This is a genomic window from Collinsella sp. AK_207A (assembly GCF_902501965.1).
GTDB lineage: Bacteria > Actinomycetota > Coriobacteriia > Coriobacteriales > Coriobacteriaceae > Collinsella.
In genome coordinates this window covers 23,450-43,898 of sequence record NZ_CABWID010000020.1, presented here as the reverse complement: position 1 = coordinate 43,898, position 20,449 = coordinate 23,450, and the positions used below count along the sequence as shown (strand labels likewise).

Sequence of the window (20,449 nt, the reverse complement as noted above, 5' to 3'; positions counted from 1 at the left end):
GGTCTCGGTTCTGGTGCCACCACACCAGCGTGGGTGGGGGATACAGTTGCAAGTGGAGGTCATAAGCTGCGTCGAGGAAGGAGCCGAAAAATGAATCGCGCCGCATCTCCCTCGATTCTGAGAGCTTCTAGATTACAATGTTAAAAATTTGCATTAGATGAAGATCTTTCACATGGAGGCGTGATGATTATCCGTCAAAAGTACCTTGACCAGCTTCTCGCCTTTCGGGATCGAGACCTCGTCAAGGTCGTTACGGGGGTTCGTCGTTGCGGGAAGTCGACCCTTCTGGACATGATGCGCGAGCATCTGGCAAGGGAGGGCGTTTCCCGGGAGCGACTTCTCACGTTCAAGATGGAGTCCATGGAGTTTGATGGCTTGGATTATCGCGGGCTTTACCAGCTTGTTCGCAAACGGACAGAGGGAATCGTCCATCCCTATCTCTTTTTTGACGAGCTCCAAGAGATCGAGGGTTGGGAGCGCGCGATTAATTCCCTGCACGTTGACCTTGATTGCGATATGTATATCACGGGGTCCAACGCCTATCTGCTGTCGAGCGAGCTTGCCACGCTGCTCTCGGGGCGTTATGTGGAGGTCGAGATGCTGCCGCTCGTCTTCTCGGAGTTTCTCGATTTCCAGGGAGCGTCACTGTCCTCTCGCGCTGCGGCTGGGATGGATGTCTTCGAGTTGCCGGATGGTACGCTTACCACGGCTACCGGCCTGCTCGATCGCTATCGTCGTTACGGAGGGCTGCCATACCTGTCCCTGGGTGCGCCGGATGAGGCAGCGCATAGGGCCTACTGTAGATCCCTGTACGAGACGGTCGTCATCCGGGATATTCTCGAGCGCGATCGCAGGCGTGGCCGCAGACAGCTCACAAGCCCTGATTTGCTGGAGCGGACATGCCGCTTCCTTGCAGACAATATCGGTAACGAGAATTCGGTCAACAGTATTGCCGGAGCGTTGCGAGCTGACGGCATCAAGGCTGCGAACGGTACTGTTGACGCATACATGGGGGCGCTTGATGAGGCGTATCTCTTCTATCCTGTTCGGCGCTATGACATCAAGGGCAAGGATCTCCTGAAGACAGGTGGAAAGCGTTACATCGTGGACACGGGAATCCGCAACTATCTGCAGGGCTACCGTGATTCCGATCAGGGGCGTGTCTTTGAGAACATGGTCTACTTGCAGCTTCGCCACGAGGGTTTTGAGGTGAGCGTTGGAAAGCTGCGCTCAGGTGAGGTGGACTTCGTGGCGTCGGGGTCAGACGGGCGTGCGTACATTCAGGTAACCGAGGATATGACTGACTCGGCCACCATGGAGCGTGAGCTTAGGCCGCTGCGCGCCATACGGGATGCATATCCGAAATACGTAATTGCTGCCCGGGGGAGTTATCCAAGGGAGATTGACGGGATTCGTATCTTAGATGTTATGGATTTCTTTTTGCAAAGAAGGCCACTACTGGCCTAGAAGGAGTTTTTCATTAATCATAGAATCTAGCTATAAAGGAATCCCAATATGGTCATTTGCTTTTCCGGCGGCAGTAGGCAGTGGATATCTAGTTAGCTATGGAGATAATTACATCGTAGAGAATCGTTTCTCCGATTCGATATCAAAAACACAGTACAAATTCGTTCATGCTTTGATGTTATTAGCGTTTCTATGTCTATCTTCAATATTGGAATCAGGCTTCTTTCCGGAATCGGCGTTAACCGATACGGTGGACAGATCTCTTGGGTGCGCTGAAATCGGAGAATCGATTGGCTTGGTGCTTTTAGAGCGAAAGCTACTGAAGAAAACTCATGGCTCAATTTGAATGGGATAGAGATTCTGAGTTGCACACACTCAGTTTCATAATGGTCACTCGAGATACTGACGCTTTAGATTGAATGCTTGGGTCTATTTTGAAGGTCCCATGGCAACCATGTTGCCATGGGACCTGTTTTTTCAACTGGACGCCCTAGCTCGAGAACGTCACCTCCCCGCCGCCCAGGAGCTGGTCCTCGGGTACCTGTTTGGCGTCGGGCGGGATCTGCCCGGAGTCCGGGCCGCCGCCGACGGACTGGGTGTCGGTCACCTGGTCGCCGCCCGATCCCGTCGCGTCCCGGCTGGTGATGAACCATCCCGCGGCGACACCCCCGGCGACGAGCGCCAGGGCGACCAGCGCCGCGACCACGATTCTCTTTGCGTTGAACTTTCTCGTCCTCTCTTCCATTGCCTTTCCTCTCTCTCGTGAGTTCTTGTCCGAACTGTCCTGTCTATGTCATCCGGCCGCGCTGCCGGCTCGTCTTCCCGGCTGCGCTACCCGTGCCTGAGCGCCTCCACCGGCGAGAGCCTGGCGGCCCGCCAGGCCGGGTAGAGCCCGAAGACCACCCCGACTGCGGCCGACACCGCCACGGTGCTGCCGGCCACCGCCGCGGGCACCTGTGGCGTGATCGCCCCGGAGCCCGCCATCTGGGCCGCCATGCCGGCGAACCCCCAGGCGGCGGCGTAGCCCGCGGCCATGCCCGCCGCCCCGCCGGCGAGGCACACGAGCACCGCTTCGAGCAGGAACTGCGCCACAATGTCCGACCTCCTCGCGCCGAGAGCGCGGCGCAGGCCTATCTCGCGGGTGCGCTCCGTCACGCTCGTGAGCATCATGTTCATGATTCCGATACCGCCCACGAGTAGCGACACCCCCGCGATGCAGGTCAGCAGCAGCTGGAAGGAGCCCATGACGGCGTCGGACTGCTCCATGGCCGCCTTCATCGGCCACACCGAGGCCTTGCCCGACCCTCCCTTGCGCGCCTCGATGGCGGACGTGGCCTCGCGGGCGAGACCATCGACGTCCTCGCCCTCCCGCGCGAAGGCGAGGACGGAGGTGTAGAGGTCGGCACCTTCGGGCGATCCCACGCGCTGGCGCAGGGTGCGCAGCGGCATGATCGCCGACGAGAGCCCCGAGGCCGCGCCGGCGTCGGCGAGGACGCCCACCACCTCGAAGGGGGTGCCCGCGATGGTGACGCGGCGTCCCACGGCCGCGACCGGGTCGGCCGACTCGCCCTCCAGCTGTCTGAGCAGGCCGTCGGTGAGCACCACGACGCGCGAAGCCGACTCCCCGTCCGCCGCGTCGAGGAGCCTGCCCGCGGCGAGCCTCGCCGAGGCGGCCTCAAACCAGTCGGGGGAGACGCCGAGCACGCCCATGTCCTTCACGGCCTCGGTGCCCCACGTCGCAGAGGTCGTCGTGGAGACCGAGCCCGAGAGGATCTCGAAGCCCGGTACCGCCGCCTTGAGGGCGGCCACGTCGGCCTCGGTGAGCCCCAGGGCGTCGGCGCCCGCGTAGGCGATGGAGGCGGCGCGCGCCTGCGAGAGCCCGAGCCGCTCGGCCATGGCGGAGCGCACGCCCGTGACGAGCGCCGTCATGGCGATGACCGCGGCGATGCCGATCACCACACCGAGGGCCGTGAGCGCGGTGCGGCCCCGGTTGTGGGCGAGCGCGCGCACCGACTCGCGGCAGACGTCCGCGGGCCTCATCGCGGGCCCCTTTCCGCCGGCGAGGGCAGCGCCCGAAGCGCCTCCCTGCCATACGCGCGGCTGTCCGCGCCCCTGAGCCCCTCGGAGACCAGGCCGTCGCGCAGGGTGAGGGCCCGCCCGGCCCGCGCCGCCACGCCCGCGTCGTGCGTGATGAGCACGACGGTGCGGCCGGTGGCGGAGAGCACCTTGAACGTGCGCATGACGGCGTCTCCCGTGGCCGAGTCGAGGTTGCCCGTCGGCTCGTCGGCGAGCACGATCGCCGGGTCGGCCACGAGGGCCCGCGCGATGGCGACGCGCTGCATCTGGCCGCCCGAGAGCTCGCGGGCGAGATGCCCGGCGTAGCCCTCCGGCAGGCCCGCCGCCGCAATCGCGGCCATCGCCCGCTCCCGCCGCTCCCGCCGGGGCGCCCCGGCGTAGGCGAGCGGCAGGCAGACGTTGTCGAGGACGGTCTCGCGCGGCAGGAGGTTGAAGCTCTGGAACACGAAGCCGATGCGCCCGGCGCGCACCCAGGCGAGTTCCGCGTCCGTGAGCGACGACACGTCCGTACCCTCCAGCAGGTAGGTCCCCGCGTCCGTGCGGTCGAGCAGACCGAGCACGTTCATGAGGGTGGACTTGCCCGAGCCCGAGGGCCCCATGATCGCCACGAACTCGCCGGGCATGACCCTGAGGTCCACGCCGCGCAGCGCCCGGACGGGGCCGGCGGCGCTCGCGTAGGAGCGCGTCAGGCCGCGTGCCTCGATGGCCGGGACGGCCCCCGGCGCGGGGAGGTGCGCTGCGGCGGGCGCGCCGCTCGGGCGCGCCACCTCACTCGCCGCCCTTCGCTGCCGACGTGACCACCTGGTTGCCCTCCGTCAGGTCGCCCTCGACGGCCGCGCCGTCGTCGGTCTTCAGGAGGACCTTGACCTTGCGGGTCTCGGTCCTGCCCTCGGCACCGTCCTTGCCCGGCACCCACACCTCGACGGTCGAGTTCCCGTCCGCGTCGGTCCCGACCGCGCCCGCGGGGACGACGAGCGCGTCCTCCAGCGTCTGGACGGCGATGTCGGCGCTCGCGCTCATGCCGGGCTTGAGGCGCGGGTCGGGAGCGTCGACGAGCAGCCCCACGTCGTAGGTGACGACCGAGCCCGATTCCTTGCCCGCCGTCGCCTGCGTCGCCACGTCCGTCACCGTGCCCTCGAGCTTGAGTCCGTCGATGGCGGGGAACGTCACCTCCGCCTTCTGGCCCACGGCCACCTCCGGAACGTCCACCTCGTTGACGGCGAGGGAGACCCTGAGCTTGGTGAGGTCGCCGATCTCGGCGAGGGCCGTGCCGGACTGCGCCTGCACGGAGGTCCCGGGGGAGGCCGCGAGCGACATCACGGTGCCGGCGGCCGGCGCGCGCACCGTGCGGGCGTCGGCCTTGGCCCGCGCCGCCTCGAGCGCCTGCTCTGCGGCCGTCGTCTGGGCGTCCGCCTTCTCGCTGGCGGCGCGCGCCTGGTCGAGCGCGGCGGCGGACTCGTCGGTCCCGTCCTTGGCCGCGGCCCTGGCGCGCTTGAGGTCGCCCGCCGCGGCGCGCTGGTCGGCCTGGGCCGAGGCGAGCGCAGCCTGCGCGGCGTCGACGTCCTGGTCCAGCTGCGGGTTCGCGATGGTGAGCAGGACGTCGCCGGCGGAGACCTGCTGGCCCTCGGTCACCTTCACCTCGGCGACCGTCCCGTCCACGGGCGCCGTCACCGCCGCCGAGGACGCGGCGGCGAGCTTGCCCGTTCCCGTCACCGTCTCGGTGAGCGAGCCCCTCCTCGCCGCCTTCGTGTCGGGCGCCGCGCTGGCGTCGCTTGCCGGGAACAGCAGCGTGGCGGACAGCCACGCCGAGGCGCCGGCGACGGCCGCGGCCAGCGCGAGCGACGCCGCGACGCGGGCGGCCCGATGCCCGCGCGCCGCCGCCCCTCCCTTCCGAATCGTGTGCTCCATGTGCCGCGCCTTCCTTTCCTCTCGGCCTCGGTTGACGGCGGCCACTATGGGCGGGCAAGCTGAGACGAACCTTTGAGGGGCGTCTCAGCCCCGTCTCAGCGAGCCCGCGTAGCATCGCGGGCGCGCGGTTCCAAGCGGAAGGGGGAGGCATGAGGGTTCTCGTGGTCGAGGACGCGTGGCGGCTCGCCGAGGCGGTCGCCGAGATACTCAGGGGCGAGGGTTGGTCGGCCGACGTGGCCACGGACGGCGGGCGCGGCGCTGAGCTCGCCGCCGCGGGCGCCTACGACTGCGTGCTGCTCGACGTCATGCTGCCCGTCATGGGCGGCCTTGACGTGCTGCGCGGCATGCGGGAGGCCGGCGACGCGACCCCGGTGATTCTCGTCACCGCCCGCGACGCGGTGCCCGACCGGGTGGCCGGGCTCGACGCCGGAGCCGACGACTACCTCGTGAAGCCCTTCCACGCCGAGGAGCTGCTCGCCCGCGTCCGGGCCGTCTGCCGCCGGCCCCGGGCCATCGAGGAGGCGGGGCCGCTGCACGCCCTCGGCCTCGAGCTCGACGAGGGTTCGCTCGAGCTGCGCGCGGCGGGGGGCGCCGCCGTCGCGCTCAGGGCGCGCGAGTGCCAGCTGCTCGCCGAGCTCATGGCGAGGCCCGGGCGCGTCGTCGCCAAGCGCGACCTCATCGACCGCGTCTGGGGGCCGGGGACGGCCGGCGGAGGCAACCGCCTCGAGGTGCTCGTGCACGACCTGCGCCTGCGCCTCGCCGAGGCGGGGGCCACAGCGGAGGTCGCCACCGTGCGCGGCACCGGCTACGCCCTGCGGGAGGCTTCGGCCGGGGGCGCGCGGTGAGGGCGCGGGAGGGGCGGCGCGCCCTTCCTCCCGAGCTCGCGCGCCTGCGCCGCCGGATGGCCCTCGCCTCCTCGGCCCTCATGGCCCTCGTGCTCGCCGCGTCATTGGCCGGCGCGTGGCTCTGGTCGGCGCGCGGGTATGCCTCGGAGGCCGACGCGGCGCTTCAGCAGGCCGCGGGCGAGTCCCCGCTCGCCGGGGACGGGGCGGCCGCCGTGGCGGTGGCGGGCCCCTACCCGGTCGTGCGCCTCTCGCTGGCGGGCGGCTCGGCTGCCGACGCGACGGGGGGCCTTTCCGGCGCGGACGCCGCCGCCCTGGCCGCCGCCGTGCCGGAGGGTGCCGCCTCGGGGTCCGTCACGGCCCTGGGCCGGGAGTGGCGCTTCGAGCGCCTGGACACCGGATCCGTCGCGGGCGGGTCCGGCGCCGAGTCCTTCTCCGCCGGGGACGGCGCGGGCGGCACCGTCCTGCTCGTCGACGTGACCAAGGCCTCCTTCGCGCTGCGCTCGCTCGGCCTCGTGCTCGCCGCGGCGTGGCTCGCGGGATCCGCGCTCGCCGCCGTCGCGTGCCGCGCGCTCGCCTCGCGGGCCCTCGTCCCGGCGGCCGAGGCCTGGGAGCGCCAGGAGCGCTTCGTGGCCGACGCCTCCCACGAGCTCAAGACGCCGCTCGCCTCGATGTCGGCCACGCTCGACGCCCTCACGGCGAGCCCCGGCCGCACCGTCGGCGAGCAGGCGCGCTGGACGGGCTACCTGAGGCAGGACCTCGACGAGATGGACGGCCTCGTGCGCGGGCTGCTCGACGCGGCGCGCGGGCCGGCCGCGGACGGCGTCGGCACCTGCGACGCCTCCGCGGTCGCCTCGGGGCTCGTCGGGCGCGTCGCCGCCCGCGCGGCGACGCGCGGGGTGTCCCTCTCCGCGTCGGTCGCCCCCGGCACGGTCGTCGCGTGTGCGGAGGGCGACCTCTCGGCCGTGCTGGGTGAGCTCGTGGCCAACGCGGTCAAGTACGCCGACGAGGGCGGGTCGGTCGCCGTCTCCGCCGCCCGCCGTGGGCGGCGCGTCGCGGTCTCGGTGTCCAACACCGGCCCCGGGATCGCTCCGGCCGACGTGCCCCGCGTCTTCGACCGCCTCTGGCGCGGCGACGCCGCTCGTACGCGCGGCTCGGGCGCGGAGGGCTACGGCCTCGGACTCTCCATCGCCCGACGCCGCGCCGAGGCCCTCGGCGGCTCCATCTCCTGCGAGAGCGACCCCGGCCGCCTCACGACCTTCACCTTCGAGCTCCCGGCGAGGTGACAAACCGGTCAGGTCGATTTGTCATCTAAGGTGCACGTGCAGCCGAAGACGTCCGACCGGAATCTGAGAAGATATGTAGGCGGCCGCTCTCGGGGGCAGGTGCCTGGGCTCACCCCTACAATTGCCGATGAGACGTGCAATCGCTCTTGAGGTCCTGAGACAGAGGTTTCCAATGAGGGATATCGAGACATCTCGCCTGCTGCTGCGGGCGTGGCGCGTGAACGATGCCACGGAGGCAGCGTCGGTCTTCCGATACGCGTCAGATCCTCTGGTCGGCCCTCGCGCCGGCTGGCCTCCGCACGCGAGCGTCGATGAGAGTGCACGGATCGTCCGGGACGTCCTCGCCGTTGAGAACAACTGGGCGATCATCGTGAAGTTCGAAGGGGACGGTCCGGTCGGCAGCATCGCCCTCAAGCCGTTCAGCTCGCAGCTCCTGGACTGCTTTGACTCTGCTCCCGAGCTCCGGGAGCACTTCGGCAGGCTCGCGGGCGAGGGTGCGCTCGAGGTGGGCTACTGGATCGGTCGCTCCCTCTGGGGCAGGGGCTACATGACGGAGTCGCTCGGAGCGGTGCTCGAGTACGCATTCGGAACCTTGGGCGCCCCGGCCGTTTGGGGCCTGCACTTCGCCTCGAACGATGGTTCTGGTCGGGTGATGGAAAAGTGCGGTATGGCACCGGCGTTCGAACAGAGGGATGTGGCTTACCCGCTCGTGGGCGAGTCGCACGACACTGTCTGTCGCCTCGTCACCGCGGACCAGTGGGACTCGGTGCGGTAGCCTCGGGTTGAGCGCGAGTGGGCTGGTTTCTTCCGGCGTCTGGTTCCAGCAACTCCGTGACAATTCGACTTGATCGTGACAAATCGACCCGACCGATTTGTCACCCGAGCAACGGCATCAACCGCGCCCATGCCTCGTCGACGAACGTCGCTGCTGCACCATCCTCGCTCCCATGCACAAGCACCCACTCGAGCATGGTGAGCGCGCTTGAGGCGTAGAGCTTGGCGAGCAGCTCGACGGGCACGGTGGGCGTACCGTTCCCGGTGCCCCCACCGCCCACAAGCCGCTCCTCGAAGCCCTCCTCCAACAGGGCGCGGAACTGCGCCGCGAGGTCAGCCTCGGGGACGTGGATGGTCAGCAGGCAGGACAACTCGTCGCGCTCGCTCTCAAACCACGCGTACGCCCCGCCGACCACCGCCGCTACGTCCGAGGCCGCCGCGAACCGTTCCTCCATCATGGCCTGCGCTCGGGTCAAGACCTCCCCGACCAGGCAGCTGAGCAGCTCATACTTGTCCTCGTGGTGGTCGTAGAACGTCGAGCGTCCCACGCGGGCGCGGCGGCACAGTTCACCGACCGTCACGCGCTCGAATCCACGCTCGCGCACGAGCTCGAAAAATGCTGCGCGGATGGCCTCCTCCGACTTCTCCGTCCTTAGGTCTCCCACGCCTAGCCCCCATTCCAACCAATTTCGGACAAACTGTTCGATACCCTACATCCCATACGATACTGCTTGTGGCCAGCATGGCACTCCGGCACGAGAATCTCCCCGAAACCGAAACCGCCGGGAGGCATCATGTTCCACGCATACACCGGGGATGAGCAGTTCGATCTGCAGCTCAACCGCTTCACCCACCCCGAGCTCGACCCATCGGTCAAAGGCGACCTCGCCGAGGTCATCCCCCAGCTCCGCACCGCCGGGGACTGGTACCCCTGTTGGTCGGAGCTTGCCCGCCGGCGCGAGGTAGCCGGCGACCACGCCGTCGCCTCGGGCTACTGGGGCGCTGCGGCGTTCTACGAGCCGCTTGACTCCGAGACGAAGCGCACGGCCGTCGCGGGGTTCCGCCGCGAGTTCTACGCCGGGTGGGACGGCCCCGAGCTGGAGCGCCTGGAAGTCCCCTACGCGGGGTCGAGCCTGCCCGCCTTACGAATCCGCACCGCCGCCGAGCACTCGGCGGAGCCGCTCCTGCTGTTCGGCGGGTTCGACAGCTATATGGAGGAGATGGCGGGCTGGTTGCGCGCGCTGGGCGACTGCGGGCGCGACGTCGTCATCTTCGACGGGCCCGGCCAGGGGACGGCGCTCATGCGCGGCCTCGCCATGCCGCTCGCCTGGGAGCGCCCCGTGGGGGCAGTGCTTGACGCGCTGGAGATCGAGCGCTGCGCCGCGATGGGGATGTCGCTCGGCGGGCTGCTTGTGATGCGTGCGGCGGCGTTCGAGCCGCGCATCACGCGCGCCGTGGCGATGGACGTGTTCTATCGGATGTTTGACGCGCTGGAGATCCGCCTGCCCCGGCCCGCGGGCGTCGCGCTCGAGTCCCTCGTGTGGTGCCGCGCCTCAGGCGTACTCGATGCTGCCGTTAGCCGCCTCGCGGCGCGTGACCACGACATGGCATGGAAGCTACAGCAGGCCCTGGCCATCACGGGGACGGACAGCCCGCACGAGCTGCTCTACGAGCTCGAGCGCTGGAGCTTCGCGGGCCTGGGCCCGCTCGTGCGGCAGGACGTGCTGCTCTTCGCGGGCGAGCGCGACCAGTACGTGCCGCTTCGGCGGCTCGGCCAGGTGGCGCGCGAGCTCGTGAACGCCAACAGCGTGACGACGCGCGTCTTCACCGATGCCGAGCACGCGGCGGAGCACTGCCAGGTCGGAAACCTCCCGCTTGCCCTCGGCGTCGTGCGCGACTGGTTGGATGAGACGGAGGAGCGGCTGCCGTAGCGCTGTGGGCGACCTCTCGGCCGTGCTGGGCGAGCTGCTCGCCAACGCGGTCAAGTACGCCGACGAGGGCGGCTCGGGCGCGGAGGGCTACGGCCTCGGCCTCTCCATCGCCCGACGCCGCGCCGAGGCCCTCGGCGGCTCCATCTCCTGCGAGAGCGACCCCGGCCGCCTCACGACCTTCACCTTCGAGCTCCCAGCGGGGTAGGGGCAGCGTCTTCCGACCCCGGGAGAGTTCGCGTCCCAATCAGCTAATGACTTTCATCTTTCTCATATACCTGTTGACACAACACACTACATAACGCATAGTATAAGACAGCGACGGGTATTACAGCGAATGAGATGAGGTGACGCGATGGACCCGCAGATGAAGCGCGGCTTCGTGGAGGCGTGCGTGCTTGCCTCGGTATGCGGGGGAGAGTCGTACGGCTACGAGATCATCCGTAACGTGCCCCAGGCGCTGGGGCTCACGGAGTCGACGCTCTACCCGGTGCTCAAGCGCCTTGAGAGGGCCGGCCAGGTATCCGTTCGCTCGTCTGAGCACAACGGGAGGCTCCGCAAGTACTACCTGGCCACGGAGGCTGGGCGCGAGGCGCTCGAGCGGTTCCGGGCGGAGCGCGCAGAGGTCCGGGCGGTCTACGACTACATCGAGACGGCAATCACGACTGATGGAACGGGGAAGCAATCATGACGAAGGACGAGTATCTCTCCGAGCTGAGGGTGGGGCTTGCCGCGTTCTCAAAGGACGAGGTTGATCGTGCTGTCTCCTTCTACGAGGAGATGGTCGACGATCGCGTCGAGGCGGGTGTCTCCGAGGAGGAGGCCGTTGGGTCGCTCGAGCCCCCGGCGGAGGCCGCGGCGCGCATCATCTCCGAGATGCCCGCCGTCCCGCGGGCGGCGGCGCGGCTCAGGTCGCCCAAGACCCCGAGGTCGTGGTTTGTGGCGTTCGTCGTGGCCGCCGTGATCGGTTCGCCCGTGTGGATTCCCCTGACCCTCGGCGTGATCATAGCGGTCATCGGATGCTTCATTGGCCTCTTCGGTCTGCTTGTGGCTGTATGGGCTATTGCCGCGTCGATGCTACTCGGGGCTCCCATCGGCCTCCTGTACCTTGTGGCGGGCGTCAAGGCGGGGAGCGTCGCCGGCGCGCTGATGGGGCTTGGCTGTGGCGTCGCCGTTGCCGGCGTGGGGGTGTTCGGCATCCATCTGGCCGTTGCCGCTTCGAAGCTGCTGGTCAGGGCAATCGTCTGGTGCGCTCGCGCCGTCGCGTCCCCCTTCGTTCGCTCCGAGGTGCCCCGGTGGGAGTGGGGTTCCATGCATCCCACTTGGAATCTCGTGCACCTCGTGGCGGCTGTCATGATCGGTGCGGGGCTCGTGCTGGGCCTTGCCGGTTGGGGCTGCACGGGGTTCGACTCGGCGTTGGCCTCGTTTGAGATGGCGCGGACGACGGCGTCGGCCAACGAGTTCACGAATCCTCTTGGCTTGCAGTTGTTCTACGCTGGTGCCGAGCCGGACAATTTGCGGAGCTAGTCATCGCGTGGCGGGAGGGGGTGTCTCCTTAGTCCTTGTCAAGTAAGGCCTGGATTGTCGGGGCCGCCGTCGCGGCATGCTTCGCCCGTCCGGCGGGCGCACCTTCCGACTCCCCCCCGTCGCCCCGGCTATGTCCCGGGCCGCTCCTCGTAGGGTCTCGGCCTCCTCATGATCGAGTAGATGGCCTTGAGACGCTTCCTGGCTACGGCCTTCAGCGCCTTGTTGTGCCGCATGCCGCGGGCCCCGCACTCCTCGGAGTGGCGCCCGAAGCGGTTCTTCGTGCCCACCAGGCCGTTGCAGGAGAACATCAGCACTCACCGGCAGGTACGTTGAGCTTCATGTGCTGTCCCTCTCCTTTGCGGAATATCGTTCGGCGTTTCCGGAGGTTCCGGCAGATAGCCTGTTCAACCGCTACCTTGCCTATGGTGGCCTGCCCTACACGGTGAAGTTGGATGATCCGCAAGACCTGGCTGACTATCTGGGTGGCGCGTTCCCCAGCCGAGGAGGCCATCGAGTCGGTTCGACCTACCGCCCCCCACCGTCGATGACGGTGAACGGCAATAGATTGAGGAAGCCTTGAGAATGCGTGCATGGTTGTTTACCCAGTACTTGCCCCATACATACTGAAGAATAGGTTTGCCGTCGTCGCTGATAACGGTTCCATCTTCTCCTCGAAGTATACGAATCCCATCAAACAGATAACCTCCTCGTCGAGGGCTACATCCAGCACAACACCGGCATCGCCGATGGGCTCTCCAACGCGCCTCGTCAACGCAGCTTGGACGCTCGAGCGTCTTCGGCGGCGTTGGCGAGAGGTGTTGGGGGATCTGCTGTAGCGGGTTCAGATTGGAAGCCGACCCTCTCCATATCAAGCGGCATGCGTCGTCATTCGAAAACCGCGTAACGAATCATTCGAAAAACGCGTAAAATGAAATTAACTAGAGGAAGCGCAGGGTGTATATTGCACAACTGACAGATAAGCTTCTACGAGATAATTTGGAAACCTTTGGTGCCGTTTTAGTTGAAGGCCCAAAGTGGTGCGGAAAGTCGACGTCTGCCGCGCGCGGCAAAATCGGAATTGTATATTGCCGATCCAACCGGTGGATATCGGAACAAGCGACTTGCTGAGCTTGATGTTACTTCTGCGCTGGCGGGAGAGCGCCCGCGTTTGATTGATGAATGGCAGGAAGTGCCGTCCCTATGGGATGCCGTTCGTTACGAATGTGACAGAGCCCGGGGTGAAGCTGGTCAATTTCTCCTCACCGGCTCTGCGACGCCGCTCGACCTAAATAAGCCATTGCACAGCGGAGCGGGAAGAATTGGACGCGTGCGGATGGATACGCTCACGCAGTTCGAGCTTGGAAAAAGCAGCGGGGGCACTTCTTTACGTGCATTGTTTGAAGGAGCCAAACCAGAAGGGCTTTCGTCGGGAACAGTTTTGGATATCGCTTCAGTGGTGTGCCGGGGTGGATGGCCGGTCGCCGCAAGGCTTACGGATCGCCAAGCGATGATGATTGCGTCATCGTATATTGATGCCGTGGCGAGCGAGGATTTGAGCCGGATAGACGGTCGGACGCGCAAACCAGAGATGGTCCGGAGGCTCATCAGCGCGCTGGCTCGCAATGAGGCAACGCTGGCGGCGAAGAGGACGGTGGTGGCAGATACCGGAATGGCTGGACTGGCGCCGATCTCTACTTCAACGGTTTCCAGCTATATCGATGCGTTGACGAGGGTATTCTTCGTTGATGATATTTCCGCATGGAATCCCGCGCTAAGATCGCCGGTACGAATCAGGTCGGCAAAGAAGCACCACATTGTTGATCCATCATTGGCGGCGGCGGCGTTGGGAGCGACGCCGGAAGCCCTTGTGTCTGACCTAAAGACGCTCGGATTTATGTTTGAATCGCTTGTGACGCATGACATGTTGGTATATGCACGCCTCATGGGCGCCGAGGTCATGCATTATCGGGACGACTCCAATCTCGAGGTCGATCTGATTGTCCAACGTAAAGACGGTGCCTGGGGTGCGTTTGAGGTGAAACTCGGCTACATGCAGGAAGACCAAGCGGCTTCAAGTCTTCTAGCGCTTGAACGCAAGATGACGGAGCGCGGAGAAAAGCCCCCGGCAGTCAAGGCTGTCATTGTAGGCGTCGGTGGGATAGCTCGTATGAGATCTGATGGCGTTGTAGTTGTTCCCTTCGATACTTTAGGAGCATAGGGAGACGTAACGAACAAATAAGGCGACCCAGCTGGAACAGCGGGGCCGCCTTGCGTGCGTTGCTGCGTTAGTGGTGCCGTATTGGATGGACGCTTGGCGCGCGGGGGTTGTTATGCGTTCTGCTCGAACCAGGCGATGATGTCGCTGGACTCGTACAGCGGCTTGCCGTCAATGAACAGGCACGGCACCTGGCGCTTGCCGCCCTTTGCCTGCTCGGCATAGGCGCCGCCTGCCTCGCGCTCGCCCAGCTCTGCCAAGCCGGCAAAGAGAAGCGGCAGGCGGACCCTTCGCTAGGCCCCGGCCCGATTGTTGCCCGCAACGAGGCGTTGCGGCAAGCAACGGAAAGCGACATCGGAGCAAAGGCGGACGAAATCGCATCGAACTCCCAGTCTTTAGTCATCGGGGACGTTCTTTATCGACTAGTCAAAAGGGACACTCTTTCGGTACTTAGGGACGTTCCTTTTCTGCCGGCACTCGGGGACAGCCGCCTACACTCATATTGGCGTTCGCCCTCGCGCTGCTGTGCGCGGTCCCGGTCGTGCGCGTCGCGGATCGGTTCGAGGCGTAGGGGAGCAGGCTTGCCGCGTCTGGGCGAGTGCATCTCAGACGCGGCCTTCGTCGATATTGCCAGGGCACCCTCTCCATCTTGCGGACAGCTCTTAGCAATGCTCCAGTGCGCCGCTGGAGAAGAGCCTCCACGCCTTCCGAAACGACACGAGCCCGCCGCGCTGCGTCTCGGCGTTTTCATTCCCGCCGTAGACCACGGCGCGAGCAGAGGGGTCCAGACCGAGGTCGCGCTCTGATATGCCGGCCAGCGCGTCGAAGTACTTCGGCTTGTACGTGGCAGAGGATTTGATCTCCACGGCCTCCACGGCCCTGAGACCGCGCTGGACGAGGAGGTCGATCTCGTTCTTATTGCCGTCGCGCCAGAACGAGAGCTGCGGCGTCCCGCCTTCCGCATAGAAGGTCTTGAGCGCCTCGTCGATGATGGCGGCCTCGAACAGCGCCCCGTACTGCGGGCTCGTCATCAGCTCTTTCGGGCTGTCGATGCCTATGAGGTTGCAGGCGAGGCCCGTGTCGAGGAAGTAGAGCTTCGGCGTCTTGATGAGCCGCTTTCGCGCATTCGAGAAATAGGGCTCGAGCAGGTAGACGATGTGGCTCGTCTCGAGTATCGAGAGCCAGTCGCGCGCCGTCTTCGTGTCAACGCCGCAGCCTCTACTACCTGATTAACATAGATGCTACTCCCCGATTAACTTGAAGTCTACTACCTGATCTGCATGCGTCGTAGCGGCAAGTCGCCGGTGCTCAAGATGTTCCAGGACCGCCTGGTGCGAGGGAGCATCAACCCGTAAATTAGTCATCGGGGACGTTCTTTAACGACTAGCCAAAAGGGACACCCTTCCGGCACTTGGGGTGCAGTTCACTCGTCTGGCTGCGAAGACTGTCCCCGACGGCTAGTCGTTTAAGAACGTCCAACGACTACCCACATTCGCCGCAGAGCTCTTTGGCGACATCACCGCTCAGCGTGCCGGCGATGCGCGTCCTAGCACTGCAGCGAAGGCGCAGTCTCACCTGCTTGGAAAGCGAGATAAAGTAGGGATTGGTATTTCTAGCAGCAAGCCACTACGGGCGGCAGTTTGCTCGAGTCGAAGGTCTTGATCTGGTAGGTCATTTCCAGGTTGAGCCAGAACTCCGGGGTGGTCCCAAGGGCCTGCGAAAGAAGCCATGCCATTTCGGTCGTAATGGAGCGACGACCGTGAACGATGTCCGAAATCGCGGACTGTGGCTTATGGATGGCCTTGGCCAGACGGTATTGAGATATCCCCATGGGCTCGAGGAACTCCTCGACGAGGATCTCGCCAGGCGTGGAGATGTAGCTATTGATGGTAGTCACAGAACTCAATCCTCTCGGGTCCTTTATCGGTCCAAGCAAAACAGAGGCGCCATTGAGAGTTGACCCTGATGCTGTACTGTCCCGCCCGGTCGCCCTTCAGCTTCTCCAGCCTGTTATTCGGAGGAATTCGGAGATCCCTAAGATCGCAGGCGGCGTCAAGGATCTGGAGTTTCCTGTACAGAGCTTTCCGGCAGTCTGGCGGGACGCGACGAGGAGTGAAGCGTTCGGGATCTATCCAAAAGAGCTCGATGTCGGAGTCTTTGAATTTCATGGCATCTGATACTTCTGTCAAGCAGAAGTATACTCCTTTCCCTGGCGGTTTCAAAGAGGTGGGAGAGTATTTGCGTTTCCTTAGATCGAGGATGATCCCTATTTCGATTGTAGCGCCAAACGAGTAAAAACACAAACACATGTTCGAATTTACGATTAGTCATCGGGGATGTTTTTTAACGACTAATCAAAAGGTACACTCTTTCGGCGCTTAGGGACGTTCCTTTCCTGCCGGCACTTGGGGACGCAGTTCACTCGCCCGGCTGTGAAGACTGTCCCCGACGGCTAGCCGTTTAAGAACGTCCCCGATGGCAACCTGAGTCCTCAACGAAATTTGCTTGACGGGCCCCGCTATTGTCTTACTGTACTATCTAAGTAATACAATAAGACAAGGAGGTGATGCCTGTGCCATGGGACTTTGCGGACGGTTTGCCCATCTGGCGCCAGATTGCCGTGCGCATCAAGTCTGACGTTGCGGGCGGCAGACTCGTCCCGGGAGAGAAGATCGCTTCGGTGCGCGACCTGGCCGTTCAAGCGGGGGTGAACCCCAACACGATGCAGCGCGCCCTCGCACAGCTCGAGCAGGAGGGCATCCTGCGCACCGAGCGCACGAGCGGCAGGTACGTGACGGAAGATGCCGCAGTGCTCGAGGTCCTACGCGGGCAGCTCGCATCGGGGATCATTGCCGACCTCTACTGCAAGCTGCGCGCGATTGGTATGGATGACGATCAGATTGTGGCGGCGGTTGCCGCCTGGAAGGATGAAGGATAATGGCGCTTCTGGAATGCAAGACGCTGGCAAAGCGATACGGGGAGGTTGCGGCGCTCGACGGCATCGACCTCTCGCTCGAGGCGGGCAAGGTGATTGGCCTTTTGGGGCCGAACGGCTCAGGCAAGACGACACTCATCAAGCTTGCAAACGGCCTTATCAAGCCGACGTCGGGACAGGTCCTCATAGAGGGCATGGCTCCGTGCGTAAAGACCAAGGCCAAGGTGGCCTACCTGCCCGACCGCGACTTTTTGCCCGAGTACATGAGCACAGCGCAGCTGCTCGACTACTACGAGGACTTCTTCGCGGACTTTGACCGCGAGCGTGCTCTGGGCATGCTCGCGGACCTGGGGCTCGACGCATCGGGCCGCCTCAAGGAGCTGTCCCGGGGTACGCGCGAGAAGGTCCAGCTCATCCTCACGATGAGCCGACGCGCCCATGCATACCTGCTTGACGAGCCCATCGCGGGCGTCGACCCCGCGGCGCGCGACTACATTCTGCGCACGATCATCTCCAATTACTCGCCAGACTCGCTCGTGCTCATCTCAACGCACCTCATCGCCGACATCGAAAGTGTGCTCGACGACGTCGTCTTCCTCAAGCAGGGTCATGTGGTGCTTCACGAGTCTGCCGAAGACCTGCGCGAGCGCACCGGCAAGAGCGTAGACAGTCTTTTCAGGGAGGTATTCGCATGCTAGGCACACTCTTCAAGTACGACTTCCGCGAGGTCGGAAGAACCATGGGTCCACTCTATGCCGCGCTTGTCGCGCTGTCCGTTGTCATGGGGGCACTTCTTGGCGTGAAGGGAAACAAGGTCTACACCGCAGATGACGCTCTTTCTGTCGTCTTGATGGTCATGATGACTGCCTGGCTTCTCCTGTTCGTGGCGATAAGCGTCATAATGCTGATGCTCGTGGCGCACAACTACCGCGACACGCTCTTTGGGAGCCGTGGCTATCTCACCAACGTCCTGCCGGCACGTGCTGCTGAACATGTGGCCGACAAGACCATCAACGGGCTCATTTGGGCAACGTTCACCGCGTTTATGAGTATCGTCGCGTTCGCGATGTTCTTCATAACCGTCGTCATAACTGTCGTCCTCATTAACCCTGCTGCCAGACAGTCTCTTCTCGAGGGCCTCGGGTCGATCTCGCTCGGATCAGTCTTCTCGGCGCAGTCGGGGATGCTGGGGGTGGCAAAGTGCGCCGGCGTGGCAGCCATCTCCTTTCTCGTCTTCTCCGCTTCAGCCGTGTCATGGCTTTTTGCGGGCATTTCACTGGGCAGCATGGCGAGGAAGCACCCAGGACTAGCCAAGGCCGCCGCCTTCGCGACGCTCGCCCTCGTATGGCTGCTCGTGGCAAATGTGCTGGCCACAACGTATACACTCCTCCTGCTCGTGCAGGTGGCATTCACGGTTGTCTTCAGTGCGATGTCGGTGTACGTCTTGGATCGACATCTCGACTTGGAATAGCTCCATCCCGTGCGAATCCCCATGACCAACTCGCGAGGAGAGGGTGACTGCGTCGCGCGCATCCTGGTTGAGTTCGGCTAGGCCAGGGAGCTCGACGAGGGGTGCAGCGCATATACGACGAGATGGCGAGTTTCTTCCTGCATGAGCCCGTCTTCTCGGAGTCGAACGGCGCCTCGGTGCGCTCACGCTCGAGAACAGCGCAATCTCATGCGTTCTGCGCCGGGGGCGCCCCAGCTGAGGAGGCCATCGAGTCGGTTCGACCTACCGCCCCCCGCCGTCGATGACGGTGAACGGCGATGGCGTGCGCGCTTCCTCCACGCGCTTGCCCATGGCCCATCCGGGGGCGAGGAGGCCTCTGAAGTACCCGCATTCGTCGCAGAGCTCTTTGGCAACATCACCGCTCAGCGTGCCGTCGATGCGCGTCTTCGCACCGCAGCGAGGGCACAGTCTCATCTGCTTGGAAAGCGAGATGAAGTAGGGATTGGTGAGGGGGAGCCAGAAGTTCGCATCGGAATAGCGCCCGGCCCGCCGCCCGATCGCACGGCGCCCGGCCGATTCGATCGCCCTCCGATACGACGGCGCGCCATCCGAAAACCGAACGGTAGACTATGGGAAAACACACAATTCTGAGGAAGCACCAGGCCAGATGCTTCCGCTCTCAACTCGGGAAAGGTGGCCTTCATGCGCGCATTCATAGCACTCGAGCTACCCGAGTCGCTCACCGATGAGCTCGCGGCGTGCTCCCGCGAGCTGGCTGCATATGTGACGGGGCGCTTCGTGCCCCGCTTGAACTACCACGTCACCCTCGCCTTTCTCGGTGAGGTGGACGAGGCGGGTGCTGCGGCGGCGGTAGCGGCGTTGGACGATGCCTGCCAGGGGCTCGCTCCCATCGAGCTGACGCCACGGGGCCTCGGTAGCTTCGGCCATGGTCGCACCGCCACGCTCTGGATGGGGGTCGCAGAAACGCCGCAGATCAGCGATCTGTCCCGCCGTGTGCGCGAGCAGCTTTCCCAGCGTGGCCTTGCGTTCGATGAGAAACCCTTCCGGCCGCACGTGACCCTCGCGCGCCGCGTTCGATTCCAGCGGGAAACACTGCCCACCCTGCCGTTTCCGGCACCTGCCAAGGCGTCACGCGTATGCTGTTCAAGAGCACGCTAACCAAGGACGGCGCCCTGTATAAGCCGCTGTACACCATGGAGCTGGAGCAACGTCCCGCTGCGCCCGCACCAAGATGAGCGAATCGTTTGCTAGGATGGTCCATATTTCCATGAGAGCGGTCCGGGGGCGCAATGCAGAACGATAGTGGCTTTGACCTGCCAGAAGGCTTGGAGCTCCGACGCGAGCAAGACGGTCTGACGCTCGCGGGGTCTGGCATGGAGCTTCGTCAGGATTTTCGCGAGATGCTGCCGCGCGTTCGGCGGAACCGCCTTGGTCGCGAGCTGCTGGTCCGTGCGGCGCGGGTACGTAGCCTGGAGGGGGCACCAACATGCATGGACGCCACGGCGGGCTTGGGGGAGGACTCATTTTTGCTCGCCGCAGCCGGCTTTGAGGTGACGCTGCGCGAGCGCGACCCGGTGATCGCCGCTCTGCTGGAAGACGCGCTCGCCCGCGCGCTCGATGATCCGGACCTCGCCGATATCGCCGCCCGTATGCACGTGCGCGCGGGCGATAGCATCGAGGCCCTGCGCGCCCTCGCCACGCCGCCCGACGTCGTCTATCTGGACCCGATGTTCCCCGAGCGCCGAAAGAGCGCGGCGGTGAAGAAGAAGTTCCAGCTGCTCCACCGCCTGGAGCGGCCGTGCGAGGATAGCGAGGGGGAGGAGCTGCTCGCCGCCGCCATCGCCGCCCGTCCGCGCAAGGTGGTGGTGAAACGCCCGGTCAAGGGTCCGTATCTGGCAAACGTCAAGCCGAGTCATAGCGTTGCCGGCAAGGCCGTGCGCTACGACGTCATCGTGCCCGCACCGTGCTGCTAGCTCCCGCAGCGCAGCTCCCGCCCCGGCGGCGCCGAACCGGTCCAGCA

23 protein-coding genes and 2 pseudogenes are annotated in these 20,449 nt (G+C 64.9%); 14 read left to right on the top strand and 11 right to left on the bottom strand.

Annotation, left to right across the window (positions count from 1 at the left end):
* Positions 1–183 precede the first annotated feature (183 nt).
* Positions 184–1,467: an ATP-binding protein gene (locus GDJ97_RS07840; protein ID WP_152070742.1), complete on the top strand. Its 1,284-nt coding sequence runs from the start codon at positions 184–186 to the stop codon at positions 1,465–1,467.
* A 490-nt stretch (positions 1,468–1,957) separates the two neighbouring features.
* On the opposite strand, the gene GDJ97_RS07835 is transcribed toward GDJ97_RS07840, so the two are convergent.
* The 4 genes from GDJ97_RS07835 to GDJ97_RS07820 all read right to left on the bottom strand — a co-directional run bounded on the left by GDJ97_RS07835 (position 1,958) and on the right by GDJ97_RS07820 (position 5,451).
* A complete protein-coding gene (locus GDJ97_RS07835) occupies positions 1,958–2,212 on the bottom strand; it encodes a hypothetical protein (protein WP_152070741.1) in 255 nt (84 codons plus the stop codon).
* 86 nt (positions 2,213–2,298) lie between these two features.
* Positions 2,299–3,507 (bottom strand): ABC transporter permease, encoded by a 1,209-nt coding sequence (locus GDJ97_RS07830; protein ID WP_152070740.1) that lies wholly within the window; start codon positions 3,505–3,507, stop codon positions 2,299–2,301.
* Positions 3,504–4,310, bottom strand: coding sequence for an ABC transporter ATP-binding protein (locus tag GDJ97_RS07825; protein ID WP_152070739.1), 807 nt, complete (start codon positions 4,308–4,310; stop codon positions 3,504–3,506). Before GDJ97_RS07825 ends, GDJ97_RS07830 begins: the two co-directional genes overlap by 4 nt.
* 1 nt (position 4,311) lies before the next feature.
* Positions 4,312–5,451 (bottom strand): efflux RND transporter periplasmic adaptor subunit, encoded by a 1,140-nt coding sequence (locus tag GDJ97_RS07820; protein WP_152070738.1) that lies wholly within the window; start codon positions 5,449–5,451, stop codon positions 4,312–4,314.
* Between the two features lie 149 nt (positions 5,452–5,600).
* Here GDJ97_RS07820 and GDJ97_RS07815 point away from each other — a divergent pair, with 149 nt between their 5' ends.
* The 3 genes from GDJ97_RS07815 (at position 5,601) to GDJ97_RS07805 (ending at position 8,354) form a co-directional block, all read left to right on the top strand.
* Positions 5,601–6,296, top strand: coding sequence for a response regulator transcription factor (locus GDJ97_RS07815; protein WP_152070737.1), 696 nt, complete (start codon positions 5,601–5,603; stop codon positions 6,294–6,296).
* Positions 6,293–7,579, top strand: a complete 1,287-nt coding sequence (locus GDJ97_RS07810) for a HAMP domain-containing sensor histidine kinase (RefSeq protein ID WP_152070736.1) — start codon at positions 6,293–6,295, stop codon at positions 7,577–7,579. The genes GDJ97_RS07815 and GDJ97_RS07810 overlap by 4 nt, the downstream gene beginning before the upstream one ends.
* A gap of 172 nt (positions 7,580–7,751) precedes the next feature.
* Positions 7,752–8,354, top strand: a complete 603-nt coding sequence (locus GDJ97_RS07805; RefSeq protein WP_152070735.1) for a GNAT family N-acetyltransferase — start codon at positions 7,752–7,754, stop codon at positions 8,352–8,354.
* A gap of 100 nt (positions 8,355–8,454) precedes the next feature.
* Here GDJ97_RS07805 and GDJ97_RS07800 read toward each other — a convergent pair whose 3' ends face one another.
* Positions 8,455–9,018 carry a TetR/AcrR family transcriptional regulator gene (locus GDJ97_RS07800; RefSeq protein ID WP_152073132.1) on the bottom strand — a complete coding sequence of 188 codons (564 nt, stop codon included), beginning with the start codon at positions 9,016–9,018 and terminating at the stop codon, positions 8,455–8,457.
* Between the two features lie 129 nt (positions 9,019–9,147).
* Here GDJ97_RS07800 and GDJ97_RS07795 point away from each other — a divergent pair, with 129 nt between their 5' ends.
* The 4 genes from GDJ97_RS07795 to GDJ97_RS07780 all read left to right on the top strand — a co-directional run bounded on the left by GDJ97_RS07795 (position 9,148) and on the right by GDJ97_RS07780 (position 11,808).
* Positions 9,148–10,284, top strand: coding sequence for an alpha/beta fold hydrolase (locus GDJ97_RS07795; protein WP_152070733.1), 1,137 nt, complete (start codon positions 9,148–9,150; stop codon positions 10,282–10,284).
* A 4-nt stretch (positions 10,285–10,288) separates the two neighbouring features.
* On the top strand, positions 10,289–10,489 hold the full coding sequence (locus GDJ97_RS07790) for an ATP-binding protein (protein WP_226808926.1): 201 nt from the start codon (positions 10,289–10,291) through the stop codon (positions 10,487–10,489).
* A 147-nt stretch (positions 10,490–10,636) separates the two neighbouring features.
* Entirely contained in the window at positions 10,637–10,972 is a 336-nt protein-coding gene (locus GDJ97_RS07785) for a PadR family transcriptional regulator (protein WP_193221358.1), read from the top strand.
* Positions 10,969–11,808, top strand: coding sequence for a DUF1700 domain-containing protein (locus tag GDJ97_RS07780; protein WP_152070731.1), 840 nt, complete (start codon positions 10,969–10,971; stop codon positions 11,806–11,808). The genes GDJ97_RS07785 and GDJ97_RS07780 overlap by 4 nt, the downstream gene beginning before the upstream one ends.
* A gap of 128 nt (positions 11,809–11,936) precedes the next feature.
* Here GDJ97_RS07780 and GDJ97_RS07775 read toward each other — a convergent pair whose 3' ends face one another.
* Positions 11,937–12,116 carry a hypothetical protein gene (locus tag GDJ97_RS07775; protein ID WP_152070730.1) on the bottom strand — a complete coding sequence of 60 codons (180 nt, stop codon included), beginning with the start codon at positions 12,114–12,116 and terminating at the stop codon, positions 11,937–11,939.
* 713 nt (positions 12,117–12,829) lie between these two features.
* Here GDJ97_RS07775 and GDJ97_RS07765 point away from each other — a divergent pair.
* Positions 12,830–14,026, top strand: a complete 1,197-nt coding sequence (locus tag GDJ97_RS07765; protein WP_152070729.1) for an ATP-binding protein — start codon at positions 12,830–12,832, stop codon at positions 14,024–14,026.
* Between the two features lie 110 nt (positions 14,027–14,136).
* Here GDJ97_RS07765 and GDJ97_RS09580 read toward each other — a convergent pair.
* The 4 genes and pseudogenes from GDJ97_RS09580 to GDJ97_RS07745 all read right to left on the bottom strand — a co-directional run.
* A pseudogene (locus GDJ97_RS09580) lies at positions 14,137–14,235 on the bottom strand (glutathione S-transferase N-terminal domain-containing protein); the annotation flags it as partial.
* A gap of 450 nt (positions 14,236–14,685) precedes the next feature.
* A pseudogene (locus GDJ97_RS07755) lies at positions 14,686–15,231 on the bottom strand (DUF4143 domain-containing protein); the annotation flags it as partial.
* Between the two features lie 404 nt (positions 15,232–15,635).
* Positions 15,636–15,920, bottom strand: a complete 285-nt coding sequence (locus GDJ97_RS07750; protein WP_226808924.1) for a HigA family addiction module antitoxin — start codon at positions 15,918–15,920, stop codon at positions 15,636–15,638.
* The gene (locus GDJ97_RS07745; RefSeq protein WP_304515499.1) at positions 15,904–16,212 is read right to left on the bottom strand and encodes a type II toxin-antitoxin system RelE/ParE family toxin; all 309 of its coding nucleotides are present in this window, start codon (positions 16,210–16,212) and stop codon (positions 15,904–15,906) included. The genes GDJ97_RS07750 and GDJ97_RS07745 overlap by 17 nt, the downstream gene beginning before the upstream one ends.
* 377 nt (positions 16,213–16,589) lie before the next feature.
* Between GDJ97_RS07745 and GDJ97_RS07740 the strand changes: the two genes are divergently transcribed.
* The 3 genes from GDJ97_RS07740 to GDJ97_RS07730 are packed head-to-tail and all read left to right on the top strand — an operon-like array spanning position 16,590 to position 18,429.
* Positions 16,590–16,961, top strand: a complete 372-nt coding sequence (locus GDJ97_RS07740) for a GntR family transcriptional regulator (protein WP_152070726.1) — start codon at positions 16,590–16,592, stop codon at positions 16,959–16,961.
* Positions 16,961–17,656, top strand: a complete 696-nt coding sequence (locus GDJ97_RS07735; RefSeq protein WP_152070725.1) for an ABC transporter ATP-binding protein — start codon at positions 16,961–16,963, stop codon at positions 17,654–17,656. Before GDJ97_RS07740 ends, GDJ97_RS07735 begins: the two co-directional genes overlap by 1 nt.
* Complete coding sequence (locus tag GDJ97_RS07730) at positions 17,650–18,429, top strand: hypothetical protein (RefSeq protein WP_152070724.1); 780 nt, start codon at positions 17,650–17,652, stop codon at positions 18,427–18,429. The genes GDJ97_RS07735 and GDJ97_RS07730 overlap by 7 nt, the downstream gene beginning before the upstream one ends.
* A 261-nt stretch (positions 18,430–18,690) precedes the next feature.
* Here the strand turns inward: GDJ97_RS07730 and GDJ97_RS07725 are convergent, their stop codons facing one another.
* Positions 18,691–18,882: a hypothetical protein gene (locus GDJ97_RS07725; protein ID WP_152070723.1), complete on the bottom strand. Its 192-nt coding sequence runs from the start codon at positions 18,880–18,882 to the stop codon at positions 18,691–18,693.
* 228 nt (positions 18,883–19,110) lie between these two features.
* Between GDJ97_RS07725 and thpR the strand changes: the two genes are divergently transcribed.
* Together thpR and GDJ97_RS07715 are read left to right on the top strand one after the other, a co-directional pair.
* A complete protein-coding gene (thpR, locus tag GDJ97_RS07720; protein ID WP_226808921.1) occupies positions 19,111–19,587 on the top strand; it encodes an RNA 2',3'-cyclic phosphodiesterase in 477 nt (158 codons plus the stop codon).
* Between the two features lie 131 nt (positions 19,588–19,718).
* Positions 19,719–20,402, top strand: a complete 684-nt coding sequence (locus GDJ97_RS07715; RefSeq protein WP_152070722.1) for a class I SAM-dependent methyltransferase — start codon at positions 19,719–19,721, stop codon at positions 20,400–20,402.
* The last annotated feature ends 47 nt before the right edge of the window (positions 20,403–20,449 follow it).

What these genes read in the sequence shown, in the direction of transcription:
- GDJ97_RS07840 (WP_152070742.1), top strand. Translation starts at nt 184, where the DNA reads ATGATTATCCGTCAAAAGTACCTTGACCAGCTTCTCGCCTTTCGGGAT.
- GDJ97_RS07835 (WP_152070741.1), bottom strand. Translation starts at nt 2,212, where the DNA reads ATGGAAGAGAGGACGAGAAAGTTCAACGCAAAGAGAATCGTGGTCGCG.
- GDJ97_RS07830 (WP_152070740.1), bottom strand. Translation starts at nt 3,507, where the DNA reads ATGAGGCCCGCGGACGTCTGCCGCGAGTCGGTGCGCGCGCTCGCCCAC.
- GDJ97_RS07820 (WP_152070738.1), bottom strand. Translation starts at nt 5,451, where the DNA reads ATGGAGCACACGATTCGGAAGGGAGGGGCGGCGGCGCGCGGGCATCGG.
- GDJ97_RS07815 (WP_152070737.1), top strand. Translation starts at nt 5,601, where the DNA reads ATGAGGGTTCTCGTGGTCGAGGACGCGTGGCGGCTCGCCGAGGCGGTC.
- GDJ97_RS07805 (WP_152070735.1), top strand. Translation starts at nt 7,752, where the DNA reads ATGAGGGATATCGAGACATCTCGCCTGCTGCTGCGGGCGTGGCGCGTG.
- GDJ97_RS07795 (WP_152070733.1), top strand. Translation starts at nt 9,148, where the DNA reads ATGTTCCACGCATACACCGGGGATGAGCAGTTCGATCTGCAGCTCAAC.
- GDJ97_RS07785 (WP_193221358.1), top strand. Translation starts at nt 10,637, where the DNA reads ATGGACCCGCAGATGAAGCGCGGCTTCGTGGAGGCGTGCGTGCTTGCC.
- GDJ97_RS07780 (WP_152070731.1), top strand. Translation starts at nt 10,969, where the DNA reads ATGACGAAGGACGAGTATCTCTCCGAGCTGAGGGTGGGGCTTGCCGCG.
- GDJ97_RS07775 (WP_152070730.1), bottom strand. Translation starts at nt 12,116, where the DNA reads ATGTTCTCCTGCAACGGCCTGGTGGGCACGAAGAACCGCTTCGGGCGC.
- GDJ97_RS07740 (WP_152070726.1), top strand. Translation starts at nt 16,590, where the DNA reads ATGCCTGTGCCATGGGACTTTGCGGACGGTTTGCCCATCTGGCGCCAG.
- GDJ97_RS07735 (WP_152070725.1), top strand. Translation starts at nt 16,961, where the DNA reads ATGGCGCTTCTGGAATGCAAGACGCTGGCAAAGCGATACGGGGAGGTT.
- GDJ97_RS07730 (WP_152070724.1), top strand. Translation starts at nt 17,650, where the DNA reads ATGCTAGGCACACTCTTCAAGTACGACTTCCGCGAGGTCGGAAGAACC.
- GDJ97_RS07725 (WP_152070723.1), bottom strand. Translation starts at nt 18,882, where the DNA reads ATGAGACTGTGCCCTCGCTGCGGTGCGAAGACGCGCATCGACGGCACG.
- thpR (WP_226808921.1), top strand. Translation starts at nt 19,111, where the DNA reads ATGCGCGCATTCATAGCACTCGAGCTACCCGAGTCGCTCACCGATGAG.
- GDJ97_RS07715 (WP_152070722.1), top strand. Translation starts at nt 19,719, where the DNA reads ATGCAGAACGATAGTGGCTTTGACCTGCCAGAAGGCTTGGAGCTCCGA.